The following is a 14,391-nucleotide window of genomic DNA, read 5'->3' on the forward strand; positions in this document are numbered from 1 at the left end:
TTGCACACGCCAAGCCTGGGTCGCTTGCACCGCGCGCCGCGCGCTTGCCCCGCCCTGCGTCCACGTCGTCAGCTGTTGCCTTGCGGTCCGCTCTGGTCCATGCGGCGGCGGATAAGCTTGAAGCTGTGATCGGGCTGAACCTCATAGGTTTCGTAGACCATCTGTCCTTCATACATGAAACGGTGCTGAACCATCGTGCCGGGAGCGGCCTGCGTCTTTCTTTTGCTGGCGTTTTCGCCGTAGGTCAGGCTCTCTGGCAGGGGCTCAAGACTCTGCTGGGCACTGTTGCAACCGGCGAGGGCCAGGAGGCCGATGACTGCAAGATATGTTGGCTTCATTGTTCGATCCTTGGTGAACTGGGAGTCATTGGATGCTGTCCGCGGGAAGTCCTAGACGCGCGTCTGTTCCCTTGTCAGCTTTTCGAATTTCTTGATCGCCCGATCGCGTTTCAGGCGCGAGAGGCGTTGGGTCCAGAAAATACCGTCGAGCTGGTCGATCTCATGTTGCAGGCAAATGGCCATCAGCCCTTCGGCTTCCTCTTCGACCTTTTCGCCTGAAAGGCTTTGATAGCGAACGCGCACGGTTTGCGGTCGCTCGATGTCTTCCGAGACCCCAGGCATCGAAACACTGCCTTCCGCATGTTTCATGACTTCGGCGGAGTTCCAGACGATCTCAGGATTGATGTAAATCCTGACGCCGCTCTCCCGGTCGAGCTCGATCACCGTCACCCTTTGCAGGACACCGACATGCGGAGCGGTGATGCCGATACCCGGTGCCGCTCGCATCGTGTCCAGAAGGTCGTCCGCAAGGGCCTCGAGCGCCGCATCAAAGCGGGTAACGGTGTCCGCCTTCTGGCTCAGCAAGGGACTGGGAAAACGGACAATGGGACGGATCGCCATCAGATGTTCCTCGGCTGCAGCGTTTGCGGCGCCGTACGTCCCGTTGAGGAGCGCAAGAGGCGGCGTAAACCTTGGGCTGCTGTTTCGTCCTCTGAAATCGATTCCGGTTCCAGGGAACGAAGAGAAGTGCTAGCCGATCGCGCGATCGATGTCGACACTGTCGCGATGCAGCCGGTTTCTCATGTATTTGCAACAGCTTGAATAAATCTGTTATCGCCGCGCACAGGGTGGTATCTGTGCTGTGGACCTCGGCGGGGCTTTGCGCTAGCAGGGCTGTAGGACCCAACTTCCGGAGCACGGCAGCGGAAGAGGGGCACCAACCGTCAGTGACGCATTCTTTCCGGCCCGTATGATGGAGCACCGGAAAGCAGCAATCGTTTCGAGGGCGCCCATGAGCAATATCGGCGACGACGACAGCGGTATCGAAGACGTCAAGACCTTTGACGGCTCGGACATCTATGCCGACGACGGTTCGGTCCGTTCCGATTTCCTCATGCATGTCGGGGCCGCGATCGCCGATCGCGATACGATCTATCTGCGCCAGCACGTCGCCGGCCTGCATTCGTCGGAACTCGGCGACCTGCTTGAAGCGATCCAGCCTGACCAGCGCCTGGCGCTGGTCTCACTGCTCGGCAAGGAATTCGACCTTTCGGCGCTGACGGAGGTCGACGAGGCCATCCGTCTCGATATCGTCGAGCATCTGCCGAACGAGCAGATCGCCGAGGCTATCGGCGAAATGGACTCGGACGACGCCGTCTACATTCTCGAGGACCTCGACCAGGAAGATCAGGACGAGATCCTGGCGAAGCTTCCCTTTACGGAACGGGTTCGCCTTCGCCGCTCGCTCGATTATCCGGAGAGCACCGCCGGCCGGCGCATGCAGACCGAGTTCGTGGCGGTGCCGCCATTCTGGACCGTTGGCCAGACGATCGACTACATGCGCGAAGACGAGGACCTGCCCGAGAGCTTCACGCAGATCTTTGTCATCGACCCGACCTTCAAGCTGCTCGGTGCCATGGACCTCGACCGCATCCTCAGGACCAAGCGGTCGGTCAAGGTCGATGCGATCATGCATGACACGAGCCATGCGATTCCGGCCGAGATGGACCAGGAAGAGGCAGCGCAACTGTTTGAGCAATATGACCTTCTCTCCGCGGCGGTCGTCGATGACAATGGAAGGCTCGTCGGCGTGCTCACCATCGATGACGTCGTCGACGTCATTCAAGAAGAAGCGGAAGAAGACCTCTTGCGCTTGAGCGGTGTCGGCGATGAAGAGCTCTCGGACTCGGTTGCCGAGGCATCGCGCTCACGCGTGCCGTGGCTGTTCATCAATTCGATGACGGCGTGCATGTCCGCCTCGGTCATCGGGCTTTTCGATGCGACCATTCAGCAGATCGTCGCGCTCGCCATTCTGATGCCGATTGTCGCCGGCATGGGCGGCAATGCCGGTTCGCAGACCATGACCGTTACCGTCCGCGCGCTTGCGACCCGCGGCCTCGACATTCACAACGCGCCGCGCATCATTCGGCGCGAAGCCGGGGTCGGGCTGTTGAACGGCATGATCTTCGGCACGCTGATCGGCCTGCTCGCCGGTCTCTGGTTTCAGGACCCGAACATCGGCGGTATCATCGCCACGGCCATGCTGATCAATATGATGGCCGCAGCACTTGGCGGCATCCTCGTTCCGCTCTGCCTGGACCGCTTCGGTGCCGATCCGGCCGTGTCTTCCGCCGTTTTCGTGACGGCCATCACCGACATCACCGGTTTCTTCAGTTTTCTCGGCATCGCCACGTGGTGGTTTCACGTCACGTGAGGTGAACGCCGTTGTTTGACTTTTACGTCAAGGTCAACGATAGTGTATACGCATTACAGCGCGCGCGTCTTCCATGACACGCTGAGATCGCTGTAACACTTTGACCTGCTGCATTATTTTGACCTTAAATCGATACCGATTTTAGGAATGATGCAGTAAATCATGGAATGGCAGCGTGAATAAATATTATAGCATCACCGAATTGACGCGGGAATTCGGCATTTCCACCCGAACGCTGCGGTTCTATGAGGACGAGGGCCTCATTCATCCTGAACGCCGTGGACGCACGCGCCTGTTCCGGCCTGCGGATCGGCGGCTGATCCAGGAAATTCTGCGTGGCCGGCGCATCGGCTTCACGATTGCCGAAATCCGCGAAATCATCCAGGTCTATAAGGATCCGCCCGGCGAGATGGGCCAGCTTCGGCTCTTGATGAACCGTGTCGAGGAAAAGCGCGAGGAGCTTCGGCAGAAGCGCAAGGATATCGAAGACACGCTGGCAGAGCTCGACAATGTCGAGGAGGCCTGCCTGACGCGTCTCGCGGAGATCGGCGTCGGTACTTGAGCAGGCAGGCGTATTCTTAAAGGCGAACGTTTCGAAGGGTGGCGTCCGCGCTGCCCTTTTTGGTTTTGGGCTGTGCGGTCTTTTGGTCAGATCCAGCGGCTGGTGTGCCGGCAATAACGCTCGAACTCGAAGCCGAAGCGCGACAGCAGATGCCGCTCTTCGTTGCGAATGGCAAAGACGGTCGTCAGCATCACCGCTGCGATCGCCGTGATGAAGAACCAAGGATTGAGCGTCGCCAGACCGAAGCCGACCATCATCAGGGTGTAGCCGAGATAGATCGGGTTGCGTGTGAAGCGGAAGGGGCCGTAGGTGACGAGGCAGGTCGCCGACCGGTAGGGCATGACGGCCGTGTGCCGGTCGAGCAAGGTCTTGACTGCCCAGAGATCCAGCCAGATGGCGACGATGATCAGTGTGCCGCCGCTGATCCAGGGAAACCAGCTGTGTCCGTGTGCGACGGGGATGGGGGAATATCGCGCCAGAACAAGGGCCGCGAGCGTGGCGACGCCGTAGAGCAGGGCGGGCCACGGGAAATTCAGCGGCTTGGCACGATAGGCATTCATGTCCTAGTCCCCTGATTGCACGTCCATTGTGCACTGTCGCGCGATTCGCGCAATGCGTTCATCGGTGCTGACGTTGATCTCTCCCCTGTTCAGGCTATTGAACAGGTTCTGTTGTACCAGAAGGTCGAGCGTACAGCCGCAGAAGGCCTCGCACGGCACGGCCGGGTTCCCCTGGTTGCAGGCCGCGACGCAATTGCTGCGGTAGGCTTGCTTGGGATCCGGCAATGTTGGCGGTGAAATCAGCGAGAAGAGATAGACCAGTCCGATGAGCACGGGCTGGTGAATGAGGTATATGGCCAGACTGTGACGGCCGCCGAAGACGAGCGGGCTCATCCACAGTTTGCCCTTGCCACCTGTGGACGGACGGTTTGCGAGGACCGCGACGAGCCGCGCATGGAAGAGCTTGGCTGCGGCAAGGCCGAAGAGGAAAGGCCCGAGCCACGGCAGCAGCGGCACATAGTCGTTGGAGCGCGGGAAGGATTCCGACAGTCCGACCCACCAGAGCCAGGGTGCATCGAAGGCCGGCGAGCGCAAATAGAAGGGTGCCGCGATGGCTGCTGCCGCCGCAACAAGGGAAACGACGGCGGGAAGCCGCAGGAAGACAAGGCCGATCACGCTTGCCGCGGCGATCGCATGCAGGATGCCGAAGAAGATGAAGGTGTCCGGGAACGCGAAATAGGTCGCGATCGTGATCAGCGCTGCCGCACCGGCGATTTTGGCAAAGCGCCGCATGAACGCGTCGAGGCGAAGCTTCGGCCATTGTCCGAGCACAAGGCTGTACCCGGCGAGAAACAGGAAGCTGCTGGCGATGAGCCGGGCAAAGATCTTCCAGCCGCCGGTGCCGGCGGTTCCCGCGGCAACGTAGCCGAAGAACTCGAGGTCCCAGACGAAATGATAGGTAGCCATGGCGAGCAGTGCCACGCCGCGTGCGACGTCGATGAAGGCGAGCCGCCCCCGTGCGGCAGATTGAGCCGGTATCTGTGTCGTCGGTGAAGTCACATTGCTGTCGGACATGGGCATTCGCCATCCTGTGGGCGTGAAGAAGAATGACATGTTTGGCTTGTGCCAAACACGCGTCGTTGGCTGATGGTGGAAGTGGTCAGGCCTGGTCTGTTTCCGTTCAGCGCGATGGGCGCGCGTGCTGTCAGGGCGTTGCGTCCGGCAGCAGCGCCGCGCGTGCCTCCGAGAAGAACTGCCTGCGGGTCAGCACGAAGATGACGAAGACGGTGAGCCCGACGAAGACATAGGGGCTGATGAACCAGCCGAGATATCCGATCGACAGGAAAATCGCCCGAAGCCCGGCGTTGAAGTGCTTGGCGGCCAGCACGTTCATGCGGATCGCCCGTTCGGCTGCCTTCTCCGCCGCCTGCAGGTCGCGTTGCATGTCGGCGGTCATTGGAATGCCGCCCATCAGGATTGAGCAATAGTTGAACAGCCGGTAGGACCAGCCGAACTTGAAGAAGGAATAGCCGAAGAGACAGGTGAGGCCACCGACCTTCAGCTCGAACGCGGTCCGACCGCCATGGAAGACATAGGGCATGTCCGCGAAGATCATTTGCACCTGTTCGGTTGCGCCGAGCAGAGCGAAGCAGCCACCGAGGGCGAAGATCGTCGTCGAGGCAAAGAAGGCGGTGCCGGCCTGCAGCCCCGCGATGATCTGCGTATCGATCATCTTCAGATCGCGGTTGAGCGAATTGCGGATCCAGCGGCCACGATGCTCGTTCATGAGGCGGGTGAGACTCACCCGCTTGAAGCCGCGCGTGCCGTCGGTCGCCCAGCTGAAACCCGCCCAAAGCAGGATAAACACGACAAGCGCTATGTAATCTTCGAAGGTCATACACGTGTTTTTGGCATGGCTTTTGGAAAATGCAAGGTGGCCGCGGCGGCGCGGGAATCGACGGCGCGTCAACTACTGTGATGAAATTGCGGCGGAATTTTTCTCCGCTCCCGCCCGCCAATTGCGCGGTTTTCACCAGCTTAGTGTACTGAGCGGCGAGGGCCTGACACCTTTCCGCCACATTTCCCCATTGCGCAGTAACACTTTCTTCAATATGCAAGGCCCCAGACGCGGGCACCCAATGTGCTGCTCGCGGCCGTTGAGAGTGTTTTCGGAGACATCATGGACAATACAATTCAGAAATCTTGCTGGGGCGTAACTGCACGCGCCGTGGCTGGTTTCGCTGGCGTTCTTGTTCTTGCTTATCTTTTCGGCGGCCTTTGATATCTGGTATCTAGAAAAGACCACTGATTGACGGCGCGGCTTCCCAAAAGCCGCGCCGTTTTTGATTCCAGGCAGCCAATCTCGACACCCCGGAGCCTTTGCGGGATGACAATGTCGCACGGATGGGATCGAATGTCGGTTGACCGCCTGACCGTCTGCTATGGGATCGCTTAGGCTTCGTTCCTATATTTGTTGCGGATTTCCTTAAATCGGTGCCGATCTGAGGATAAAATCGCGCAGTAAATATGAGGATAGCGCGCCGGTTCGCACAGACCGTGAAGCGTGATATCGAGGCAATCGTGAATGCGGTGCTCGGGCAATCATGCCGGTGCGCCGCGAGTCAGTCTCCGGGGCAGGCAAACTTATGTTTCTTTCCGTCTTCGACGTGTTCAAGATCGGTATCGGGCCTTCGAGCTCGCATACGATGGGGCCGATGTCGGCCGCCAACCGCTTTCTCGAACTCATTCTTTCCGACGACTGGCCGCGCCCGTCCCATGCTGCCGTTGCGGCGATCAAGGTCAGCCTGCACGGTTCGCTGGCCCATACCGGTATCGGCCACGGCACGGGCAGGGCGGTTGTCCTTGGTCTCGTCGGCGAACGCCCCGACCTGGTCGATCCTGATCGCATGGACGGCTTGATCGACGAGGTCGAGCGCAGCGGCCGCATTTCGCCGCCGGGACATCCGTCCTATGAATTCCAGCCGAAGACGGACCTGGTCTTCGACAAGAAGGTGCCGCTGCCCGGCCATGCCAACGGCATGTCCTTCTCCGCGTTCGACCGCGACGGCCGGCTGCTGCTGAAGCGGATCTATTATTCGATCGGCGGCGGCTTCGTCGTGACCGATACGGAACTCGAGGCGATGCGTGCCTCGAAGAACAAGGCGGCCGGCGTCAAGGTGCCATTCCCGTTCTCGTCGGCCCAGGAGATGCTGGACATGGCGGCCCGCTCCGGGATGACGATCGCCCAGATGAAACGGGCGAACGAAGAAGCGACCATGTCGCCGGATGAGCTGAATGCCGGGCTCGACCGCATCTGGGGCGCGATGAGCAACTGTATCGACCGTGGGCTGAGCCAGGAGGGCATCATGCCCGGTGGCTTGAAGGTCCGCCGCCGCGCACGCTCGATCCACGACAAGCTGCAGGAAGAATGGCGCTCCAACAAGACCAACCCGCTGCTCGCCAACGACTGGCTGAGCGTCTACGCGATGGCGGTCAATGAAGAGAATGCCGCCGGCGGCCGCGTCGTCACGTCGCCGACCAACGGTGCAGCAGGCGTCGTCCCCGCCACTATCCGCTACTACATGCATTTCCATGACGACGCGGATCAGGAGGGCATCCGCGACTATCTGCTGACGGCTGCCGCAATCGGTGGCATCATCAAGCACAACGCCTCGATCTCCGGTGCCGAGGTCGGCTGTCAGGGTGAGGTCGGCTCAGCGTCCGCCATGGCCGCTGCCGGCCTTGCTGCCGTCATGGGCGGTACGCCCGAGCAGATCGAAAATGCCGCCGAGATCGCACTCGAGCACCACCTCGGCATGACCTGTGATCCGGTCGCCGGCCTGGTTCAGGTTCCGTGCATCGAGCGCAACGCGCTCGGTGCGGTCAAGGCGGTGACGGCAGCCTCGCTGGCGCTCAAGGGCGACGGTAAGCATTTTGTGCCGCTCGATGCCTGCATCGAGACGATGCGCCAAACCGGCGTCGACATGAACGAGAAGTACAAGGAAACATCGACCGGCGGTCTCGCGGTCAACGTCGTCGAATGTTGAGCCGCCACGGTGATTGTGGATGAACAGCGTCTGGCCGCTTGACCGCAACGGCCGGACGGGTGTTCAAAACAGCTATGTCTCTGCATCTCATAAAGCTCTGCGTCGGAGCGGAATCGATCGAGGACCTGCGCGAATGGGTTTCGCGCAAGGCTATGGCCGCCATGGCCGCTGGCCTCGAGCCCCATTCCTTCCACACGACCCGCATGGTGCCGAAACGGGTGGAGGAACTGCTGAGCGGCGGTTCGCTCTACTGGGTGATCAAGGGGACCGTGCAGGCGCGACAGTCCTTGATCGGTATCGAAACCTTCACGGATGGCGAGGGTATCGGCCGCTGCAATCTGCTGCTTGGCCCTGAAGTGGTCGAGACGGAGTTGCAGCCGCGGCGTGCCTTCCAGGGCTGGCGCTATCTCACCGACAAGGATGCGCCGCGCGACCTTGCGTCGCTTTCCGGTGGCGGTGCCGAGATGCCGCTCGAGCTGCGCCGCGAATTGGCGGAACTCGGACTTCTCTAATCTTCAATATGGATGACCTGACGACCCATCACAGGGCAGGTTGCGATGCTGGCACGCGCATGGTTGCGGCGGTGTCGCAACAAGAAAAAAGGCGGCACAGGCCGCCTTTCGGAATTTCATGAACGTTCAGGTGATCCGCATTTTCAGGGGATGGCGCCGGTTCGGCCCCGTCACGTGAAGATGAATGCCGGCACGCGGCTGCGTCGACCGCCAGGCGCGGGCGCCGTGCGTCAGGAGCATCCCGACCAGATCGCGCGTCTTCGCCTTCGATCGGTTCAGCCCGAGATCGGCAATGCGCATGGCCGCCTCGTGCAGGGGATGCAGGTTGATGCGCGACGGCTTGGCGCGCCGTCCCGGCAGCGGGGTGACACCCGGAACGTTTTCGTTCATCGCCATGATTAACCTCGTTACGCTGTACAAATCCGAGGAAGACGGCCGGAAAACAAACACATCCGGCCGCCAAATCTTTTGACCTTACTGCTGGCTCGCCCAGCAGGAGATGCCTTTCTTCTTCAGGGCCTTGCAGGCATTGACCGCTGCATTCTGGTCGTCGAAGCCGCCGAAACGGGCGCGATAGACCTGGCCGAAAGCGACAGTGAAGGGTTTTGCATCGCGAAGTGCCTTGCCGCCCTTGTCCTTGGCGTTGCCGAGAAGGGTCATGGCCTGATCCTTGTCCGGCGTTGCGCCGATCTGGATGACCCAGCCCTGCGGCTGCGCCGGCATCGGTTCGGCTTTTGCGGCTTCGGCCGGTTCGGCCTTCGCAACCGCGTCGGCCTTCTTCGGAACGGAATTGGTGATCTGGGTGTCAACCATGCCGGCGGCGACAGGCTGACGGAGTTTCAGGCTCTGTGCGTCGAGCGTGTTGGGAACGATCTTCGGGGAAAGAACGGGGTTGTCCGACGCGCGCTTGTTGCCGGCATAGGCCATCTGTACGCTGCTCGCGCTTTCGCCGTTATAGCGGATGCCAGGAACCGGGCCGGTGTTGGGCAGGTCGTGACCGCTGGCCGCGGCCGCGACGACAGGCGTATCCGCAACGGGAGCCGCCTCTGCAACCTGGGTCTCTTCAGCCGGAACGGGAGTAGGCTTGGTCTCGGCAATCAGATTGCCGTCGCCACGCCGCGATGCCGACGGCATGTACTTGGCGACGAGCCGGCGCATCTGCGCATCACGGCTGGCGCCGGAGCTGCCGCCCATGACGACGGCGACGATGCTGCGACCCTCGAGCTGAGCCGAGGTCACGAGATTGAAGCCCGACGCGCGGGTGTAACCGGTCTTGATGCCATCCACGCCGCGGACATTGCCGAGCAGGCGGTTGTGATTGCCGATCGTCTGCTTGCCGAAACGGAAGCTGCGGGTGGAGAAGTAATCGTAATACTGCGGAAAATGCTGGCGAAGCGCGAGGCCAAGACGGGCCTGGTCGCGCGCGGTCGTGCGCTGTTCCGGGTCCGGCAGGCCGTTGGCATTGCGATAGGTCGTGCGCGTCATGCCGAGCGCCCGGGCCTTGTTCGTCATCATGCGGGCAAAACGCTGCTCCGAACCGCCGAGATATTCACCGAGCGCCGTCGACGCATCGTTGGCCGAGCGGGTGACGAGCGAAAGGATCGCCTGTTCGACGGTGATCGACTGTCCGGCACGCACACCAAGCTTCGATGGCGGCTCGGCGGAAGCGTTTTTCGAAAAGGGGATGGAGGTGGACTTCGTGATCCGACCGGCTTCGAGCGCTTCGAAGGTCAGATAGAGCGTCATCATCTTGGTGAGAGACGCGGGATAGCGCAGTTCGTCGGCATCCTCGCCGTAAAGAATCTTGCCGGTCTTGGCATCGACGACGATGCCCGAATATTTCGGATTGGCATAGTTCGAGGCGGCGAAGGCCGGTGCGGCAAAGGCGGCCGATGCAATGGCGCCCGCAAGGACGACCCGTCCTACCATCTTTGAAAGAGCACCGAACGGGCGCTTCGCGAGATCAAAAAAACCGGATTGGGACACTACGCTACTCTTTATTCTCATGTCATGGGGTTGTCCGGACGCCGCCTCCGGGAACGACCGTTCTCGAGACAGTATCGGCATAGCGTTACCAATCGGTTTATGATGAATGATTGGTTTCCGGAATCGAACGCATTTGTACAAGGGCGATGCCGGTGTAGCGCAATGGTGCGGCAGGCTGCCTGCACCACACCAGTTAGACGAAATCAGGGCACGAGACGGTTTTTGACGAAGGCGGTGATCGCTTGGTCGATTTCGCGCCACTGCGGCAGCAGTTTGTTGGAGAATCTGTAGAGCACGGCGAGGTCCTTTCCGGCGTGAATGTCGCGCTGGCAATCGGCGCTGGTCGAGATGGATTGTGGGCCGAGGCAGCGCACCACGTAGGGCGCCTGGGTGCTCGTCTCAGCGGTAAAGAACACTTCGCCCGCATAGCTGGATGTCGGCTTGACTGCGTGCTCCGTCAGCCCGGCCGGGCCAGCCGTGGGCGCGCCGTCGAAGACCTGCGAATAGATCGGCTCCAGCCGCCCGGACATGTCGCGCGACATCGTGCTTTGGGAAATCTGCAGGAAAAGGAGGCTTTCGGGTGCGTCGACATTGTTGAAGAGTGCCCGGCTCCGGGCGCTGTAACCTTCGAGCCCCGGCCAGGTCAGGTAGAGATCGACGCGCTCGACGATCGAGGTGGCGCGTTGTGCCTCGAAGCGGATCATGTTGGCCGGCAGGCGCAAGTGATCCTGGCCGATGAAGATGTCGAAAAGCTCGTTGCTCGCGGTGTGGCCGGCAAGGGCGAGGTTTTCGCCGAACCAGCGCCCTGCAAATGAGATGGCAGCGGTCAGCGCCGCAAGCACCGCGACCGCTGCCATCACCCGGTAGACGAAGCCGGGCGACAGCAGCGGTCGGAGCTCCGGTTCGTGAATGTCGTTTGAAGAGCTGCTCATCGTTGGGCTGTCCCGTCGCGATGGCCGAACCCCGGCGGTCCGTTGTTCGGCTCACGCATTCCCGCGCATCGTAGGATGGACGACGTCGCTTGCCCGACGCTGGTCGAGGATGGTTAATTTTCTGTGAATTCCCCCTCGAGCTGCGAAACATCAAAAACTTAAAGAAAGATCGCGACACGGTTTAGCGCCGGGAATGCCGGTCATAAAAACGGCCGGTTCCGAGGGACGCGGAACCGGCCGAGGCTCGGTCTGGACGGGGATGTTTATGACCGGTGCCCTGGAATGGTGGAGGCTGCTGCGAAAGGCGCGCCGCCTCCGATGTCTTCTGTGCTTACTGCGTCCGTACGCTGCCGACGGCGACGGTGCGGCCGTCCTGGAGCTTGACCCAGCGACCGGAGTGTTCGGTCGATTGGCGCTTGAGGTAGGTGTATTCGGTGTCCGACCACAGCAGCACCTTGTTGCGCATGTTGTCGAGAATGAAGTCGCCACGGTCAGTGCGCACGGTGAGAACGGCATGGCCATCACCGTTCGGTTGCAGAACGACGGTGATCAGGAGGTCCGACGGAGAGAAACCGTTCTCGATCAGTTTGCGGCGCTTCAAGAGGACATAGTCTTCACAGTCGCCAACCGTGTCCGGATAGGACCACTTCTCCTCGACGCCATCAATTTCCATGTCGGTCATCGGGGTGACCGCCTGATTGACGTCGTAGTTGACCTCGAGAATCTTCTGCCAGCCTTCGCGCGTCAGCATCATCGGGCCGCGGTCCTTACCGTTGGAGGTGCACTCCGACGGATAGATCTTGCAGAACTCGTAGTGACCGATCGGCGGGTTGGTTGCACCGGTGACGACCATGTTGGCCGGAAGCGCCAGCGCCGTTTCGATCAGACCGCCGGTGAAAAGGACCGCAACCGCGATCATCTTGGTGATTGTCTTGAGCATGATTGTCTCCCCGTTGTGGTTCGACAATGGCACAGACGTTTTTATCGCTCGCGAACTTGCGAACTAAAAACAAGTACAAATGAAAGTCGTATAAGAATAAAACAAGAATAGAATTTGATTTTTATTTAAATCGAATTTGAGTCAAATTTTATCGATTTCTCGACGCAGCGATCTTCCATTCATGTTTCCTTGACGATGTAAGCGATTGTAATCAATAGACCTATGCCGATCCGCAGAGCGACAGGAGCAGTGGCTGCCGGAAAATCGCGGTCGCGATGCGTCGCGCCAGGGGCGGATGACGTCGATCTTGTCGTCGCTTTTCGACTTCAAATAAGCGTCGCGCCTTGAATTTGTTCGAAAAAATATTTGCGGTCAGAAGTCGCGGTCGGATCGAGATGTTCCGAAATGAAGCAGTCGTCGTCAGCGAGGCGATGCCGGTCGCCCAGTCCGCGCGGACAGCGTCGTCGCGGCCCGTGGGGCAGGTCTACTGTGAAAGCCAAGGTTGGTTTCGTGCCGCAGGATCGGGCCAGCGATTGGCTGGTCTGTCGTTGCGCATATCGGGGCGGCCCGCAATCACGCGTAAGAAGTGGCGCGGAGCCTCAGGGGGCTGGTGCGCGATCGGGGTGACAAGGCAACGATCTTGATCGGGGTAGGCCAGTGAGGGTCGCGCGGACACGCCCTTAGAGGAATTCCGTCAATGCTTCGCGCGACTGTACGCCCGAGAACTCGATGGCGCAGCCTTCCTGGAAATGGCGAACGATCTTGCCCTTCATGTTGCCGAGCAGGACCGGGGTGCCGATCGGCGGGCGGTTCTCGATATCGACGGCCGCGCCGGAGAGCGAGAGGTCGATGATGCGGCAAGGGAATTTTTCGCCGGTGTCCAGCGTCAGCTCGGTTGACGTCTTGCGCGGCGCGAGGCGGTCGTGGCGCCGATCCTCCGGCAGACCGAGTTCGTGTTTGTTGGCGATCCAGGTAAGCTGCGCAGCCAACTTCTCGCGCTTGCGTTCGGTGGCGTTGAGCTGAATCACGAAGGCATCGTCGGCGATGCGCGACACGGTGCCTTCTAGGCGGCCGACATGGTCGATATAGGCGATGATGCGCTCACCCGCCCGCGGCCGTGCCGGGGAGGAAAGCAGCACGTCGCCCGGCGACATGTCGACGGCGGTGCAATCATATTCGTCGCGATTGGCCAGCATCAGCCGTCCAGCAAGGTTCACGGAAACGCGCTGGAACGCACCTTCGTGATGCGGCTTCGGAGCGGTATTCTGAGCGTGCTGGAATGAGAACATGATGACTCTGCATGACGTATTTTGGCAGGCGGAGTTTAGAACGTTCGGGTTAATAGAATGTTCGTCCTGCGGTTGGTCCGCGTGGCCAACCCGGGACAGCAGCAGCGATCATTCGCGTCGTCCGCCCTCCAGAATGCGAAGATGTCCGACACGACGGGACTCTCCCAAAAACCCTTCGCCAGCGCGGGATTCTGCACGCGGGGAGACGTGTTCCACCGCCGGCTCTTCGCGAAACACGGCTGTGCGGTCGGGGTCGAGGATTTTCATGCCGGTGACGTCGAGGCCTTCCACCGATGTCGCATGCAACCAGTACGGGCGGGAAAGTGGCGAGAGCGCGCCAAGGATTCGGTCGCTTGCACCCTCGGTTGAGGCGAGCGGCAACAGCAGCATTTCGACCTCGACCTCGCGTGCATCGGCTGTGCGCCCTTTGGCGGACAGCATCACAGGCACCCGGTGCGTCATCACCTGGCCGGCGATGCGCTGCGTCTTGGCAGCCTGCGAGTTCAGCCACAGCATGCCGAATTGTCGCCCGCGCAGTTCAAGGCCGAAGAGTGCGCAGACATGGGTTCCCCCAAGACGAAACGAGATGCCGTTGCGATCACGCTCGAGAATAAACAGGTTGGGCAACAGTGCGCGGATGTCCCCCGGCTCGAGTTCGTCCCGACAGGGAAGGTCGCGCTTGCCGCGAATGGTGTTCCAGTATCGGAAAAGCTCCATGGTCGTCTTGCTGCGCATCTTGCGTTCATTCCATTTCTGCGGCCCGCTTGTGCCGGTCTGGCACATGTTTGGCCGATCATTGCGGTCTTGAGATCAATGGAGCGAAAAGCATGCCAGCTCGAAATTAAGGTTAACGAATGGTTTCGATTGCGCTGGAGCACTGCGACTGGCACTGAAAGACATGACTTCACGAAG

At 60.6% G+C, this 14,391-nt stretch carries 15 protein-coding genes; 4 read left to right on the top strand and 11 right to left on the bottom strand.

The window, feature by feature from the left end:
* Positions 1-68: 68 nt before the first annotated feature.
* Positions 69-338, bottom strand: a complete 270-nt coding sequence (locus tag AC3WWH_RS07225; RefSeq protein ID WP_057255602.1) for a hypothetical protein — start codon at positions 336-338, stop codon at positions 69-71.
* A gap of 51 nt (positions 339-389) precedes the next feature.
* Positions 390-899 carry a peptide deformylase gene (locus AC3WWH_RS07230; RefSeq protein WP_058320546.1) on the bottom strand — a complete coding sequence of 170 codons (510 nt, stop codon included), beginning with the start codon at positions 897-899 and terminating at the stop codon, positions 390-392.
* Positions 900-1,290: 391 nt separating this feature from the next.
* Here AC3WWH_RS07230 and mgtE point away from each other — a divergent pair, with 391 nt between their 5' ends.
* A complete protein-coding gene (gene mgtE / locus AC3WWH_RS07235) occupies positions 1,291-2,712 on the top strand; it encodes a magnesium transporter (protein ID WP_057255604.1) in 1,422 nt (473 codons plus the stop codon).
* Between the two features lie 175 nt (positions 2,713-2,887).
* The gene (locus tag AC3WWH_RS07240; protein WP_057255605.1) at positions 2,888-3,274 is read left to right on the top strand and encodes a MerR family transcriptional regulator; all 387 of its coding nucleotides are present in this window, start codon (positions 2,888-2,890) and stop codon (positions 3,272-3,274) included.
* 86 nt (positions 3,275-3,360) lie between these two features.
* Here the strand turns inward: AC3WWH_RS07240 and AC3WWH_RS07245 are convergent, their stop codons facing one another.
* The 3 genes from AC3WWH_RS07245 to AC3WWH_RS07255 all read right to left on the bottom strand — a co-directional run bounded on the left by AC3WWH_RS07245 (position 3,361) and on the right by AC3WWH_RS07255 (position 5,671).
* Positions 3,361-3,834 (bottom strand): methyltransferase family protein, encoded by a 474-nt coding sequence (locus AC3WWH_RS07245; protein ID WP_057255606.1) that lies wholly within the window; start codon positions 3,832-3,834, stop codon positions 3,361-3,363.
* Positions 3,835-3,837: 3 nt separating this feature from the next.
* Positions 3,838-4,848, bottom strand: a complete 1,011-nt coding sequence (locus AC3WWH_RS07250) for a heparan-alpha-glucosaminide N-acetyltransferase (protein WP_058320547.1) — start codon at positions 4,846-4,848, stop codon at positions 3,838-3,840.
* 130 nt (positions 4,849-4,978) lie between these two features.
* Positions 4,979-5,671 carry a DUF599 domain-containing protein gene (locus AC3WWH_RS07255; RefSeq protein ID WP_057255608.1) on the bottom strand — a complete coding sequence of 231 codons (693 nt, stop codon included), beginning with the start codon at positions 5,669-5,671 and terminating at the stop codon, positions 4,979-4,981.
* Positions 5,672-6,419: 748 nt separating this feature from the next.
* Here AC3WWH_RS07255 and AC3WWH_RS07260 point away from each other — a divergent pair.
* Together AC3WWH_RS07260 and AC3WWH_RS07265 are read left to right on the top strand one after the other, a co-directional pair.
* The gene (locus tag AC3WWH_RS07260) at positions 6,420-7,820 is read left to right on the top strand and encodes an L-serine ammonia-lyase (protein ID WP_057255609.1); all 1,401 of its coding nucleotides are present in this window, start codon (positions 6,420-6,422) and stop codon (positions 7,818-7,820) included.
* A gap of 74 nt (positions 7,821-7,894) precedes the next feature.
* Positions 7,895-8,332 carry a DUF1489 family protein gene (locus AC3WWH_RS07265; RefSeq protein ID WP_057255610.1) on the top strand — a complete coding sequence of 146 codons (438 nt, stop codon included), beginning with the start codon at positions 7,895-7,897 and terminating at the stop codon, positions 8,330-8,332.
* A gap of 126 nt (positions 8,333-8,458) precedes the next feature.
* On the opposite strand, the gene AC3WWH_RS07270 is transcribed toward AC3WWH_RS07265, so the two are convergent.
* The 6 genes from AC3WWH_RS07270 to AC3WWH_RS07295 form a co-directional block, all read right to left on the bottom strand.
* Positions 8,459-8,728: a hypothetical protein gene (locus AC3WWH_RS07270; RefSeq protein ID WP_058320548.1), complete on the bottom strand. Its 270-nt coding sequence runs from the start codon at positions 8,726-8,728 to the stop codon at positions 8,459-8,461.
* Between the two features lie 78 nt (positions 8,729-8,806).
* Positions 8,807-10,339, bottom strand: coding sequence for an SPOR domain-containing protein (locus AC3WWH_RS07275; protein ID WP_058320549.1), 1,533 nt, complete (start codon positions 10,337-10,339; stop codon positions 8,807-8,809).
* 182 nt (positions 10,340-10,521) lie between these two features.
* The gene (locus AC3WWH_RS07280) at positions 10,522-11,250 is read right to left on the bottom strand and encodes a hypothetical protein (RefSeq protein ID WP_058320550.1); all 729 of its coding nucleotides are present in this window, start codon (positions 11,248-11,250) and stop codon (positions 10,522-10,524) included.
* A 331-nt stretch (positions 11,251-11,581) separates the two neighbouring features.
* Positions 11,582-12,190 carry a transglutaminase-like cysteine peptidase gene (locus AC3WWH_RS07285; protein ID WP_058320551.1) on the bottom strand — a complete coding sequence of 203 codons (609 nt, stop codon included), beginning with the start codon at positions 12,188-12,190 and terminating at the stop codon, positions 11,582-11,584.
* 680 nt (positions 12,191-12,870) lie between these two features.
* Positions 12,871-13,479: a PilZ domain-containing protein gene (locus AC3WWH_RS07290; protein WP_057255615.1), complete on the bottom strand. Its 609-nt coding sequence runs from the start codon at positions 13,477-13,479 to the stop codon at positions 12,871-12,873.
* A 108-nt stretch (positions 13,480-13,587) separates the two neighbouring features.
* Complete coding sequence (locus AC3WWH_RS07295; protein ID WP_063891421.1) at positions 13,588-14,214, bottom strand: PAS domain-containing protein; 627 nt, start codon at positions 14,212-14,214, stop codon at positions 13,588-13,590.
* Positions 14,215-14,391: the final 177 nt, after the last annotated feature.

It is taken from the genome of Ensifer sp. EB106-03-01-XG145 (genome assembly GCF_058792075.1).

Bases quoted from the DNA above. Each gene is read 5' to 3' on its own strand.
- AC3WWH_RS07225 (WP_057255602.1), bottom strand. From the start codon at position 338: ATGAAGCCAACATATCTTGCAGTCATCGGCCTCCTGGCCCTCGCCGGT.
- AC3WWH_RS07230 (WP_058320546.1), bottom strand. From the start codon at position 899: ATGGCGATCCGTCCCATTGTCCGTTTTCCCAGTCCCTTGCTGAGCCAG.
- mgtE (WP_057255604.1), top strand. From the start codon at position 1,291: ATGAGCAATATCGGCGACGACGACAGCGGTATCGAAGACGTCAAGACC.
- AC3WWH_RS07245 (WP_057255606.1), bottom strand. From the start codon at position 3,834: ATGAATGCCTATCGTGCCAAGCCGCTGAATTTCCCGTGGCCCGCCCTG.
- AC3WWH_RS07250 (WP_058320547.1), bottom strand. From the start codon at position 4,848: ATGTCCGACAGCAATGTGACTTCACCGACGACACAGATACCGGCTCAA.
- AC3WWH_RS07255 (WP_057255608.1), bottom strand. From the start codon at position 5,671: ATGACCTTCGAAGATTACATAGCGCTTGTCGTGTTTATCCTGCTTTGG.
- AC3WWH_RS07260 (WP_057255609.1), top strand. From the start codon at position 6,420: ATGTTTCTTTCCGTCTTCGACGTGTTCAAGATCGGTATCGGGCCTTCG.
- AC3WWH_RS07265 (WP_057255610.1), top strand. From the start codon at position 7,895: ATGTCTCTGCATCTCATAAAGCTCTGCGTCGGAGCGGAATCGATCGAG.
- AC3WWH_RS07270 (WP_058320548.1), bottom strand. From the start codon at position 8,728: ATGGCGATGAACGAAAACGTTCCGGGTGTCACCCCGCTGCCGGGACGG.
- AC3WWH_RS07275 (WP_058320549.1), bottom strand. From the start codon at position 10,339: ATGAGAATAAAGAGTAGCGTAGTGTCCCAATCCGGTTTTTTTGATCTC.
- AC3WWH_RS07280 (WP_058320550.1), bottom strand. From the start codon at position 11,250: ATGAGCAGCTCTTCAAACGACATTCACGAACCGGAGCTCCGACCGCTG.
- AC3WWH_RS07285 (WP_058320551.1), bottom strand. From the start codon at position 12,190: ATGCTCAAGACAATCACCAAGATGATCGCGGTTGCGGTCCTTTTCACC.
- AC3WWH_RS07290 (WP_057255615.1), bottom strand. From the start codon at position 13,479: ATGTTCTCATTCCAGCACGCTCAGAATACCGCTCCGAAGCCGCATCAC.
- AC3WWH_RS07295 (WP_063891421.1), bottom strand. From the start codon at position 14,214: ATGCGCAGCAAGACGACCATGGAGCTTTTCCGATACTGGAACACCATT.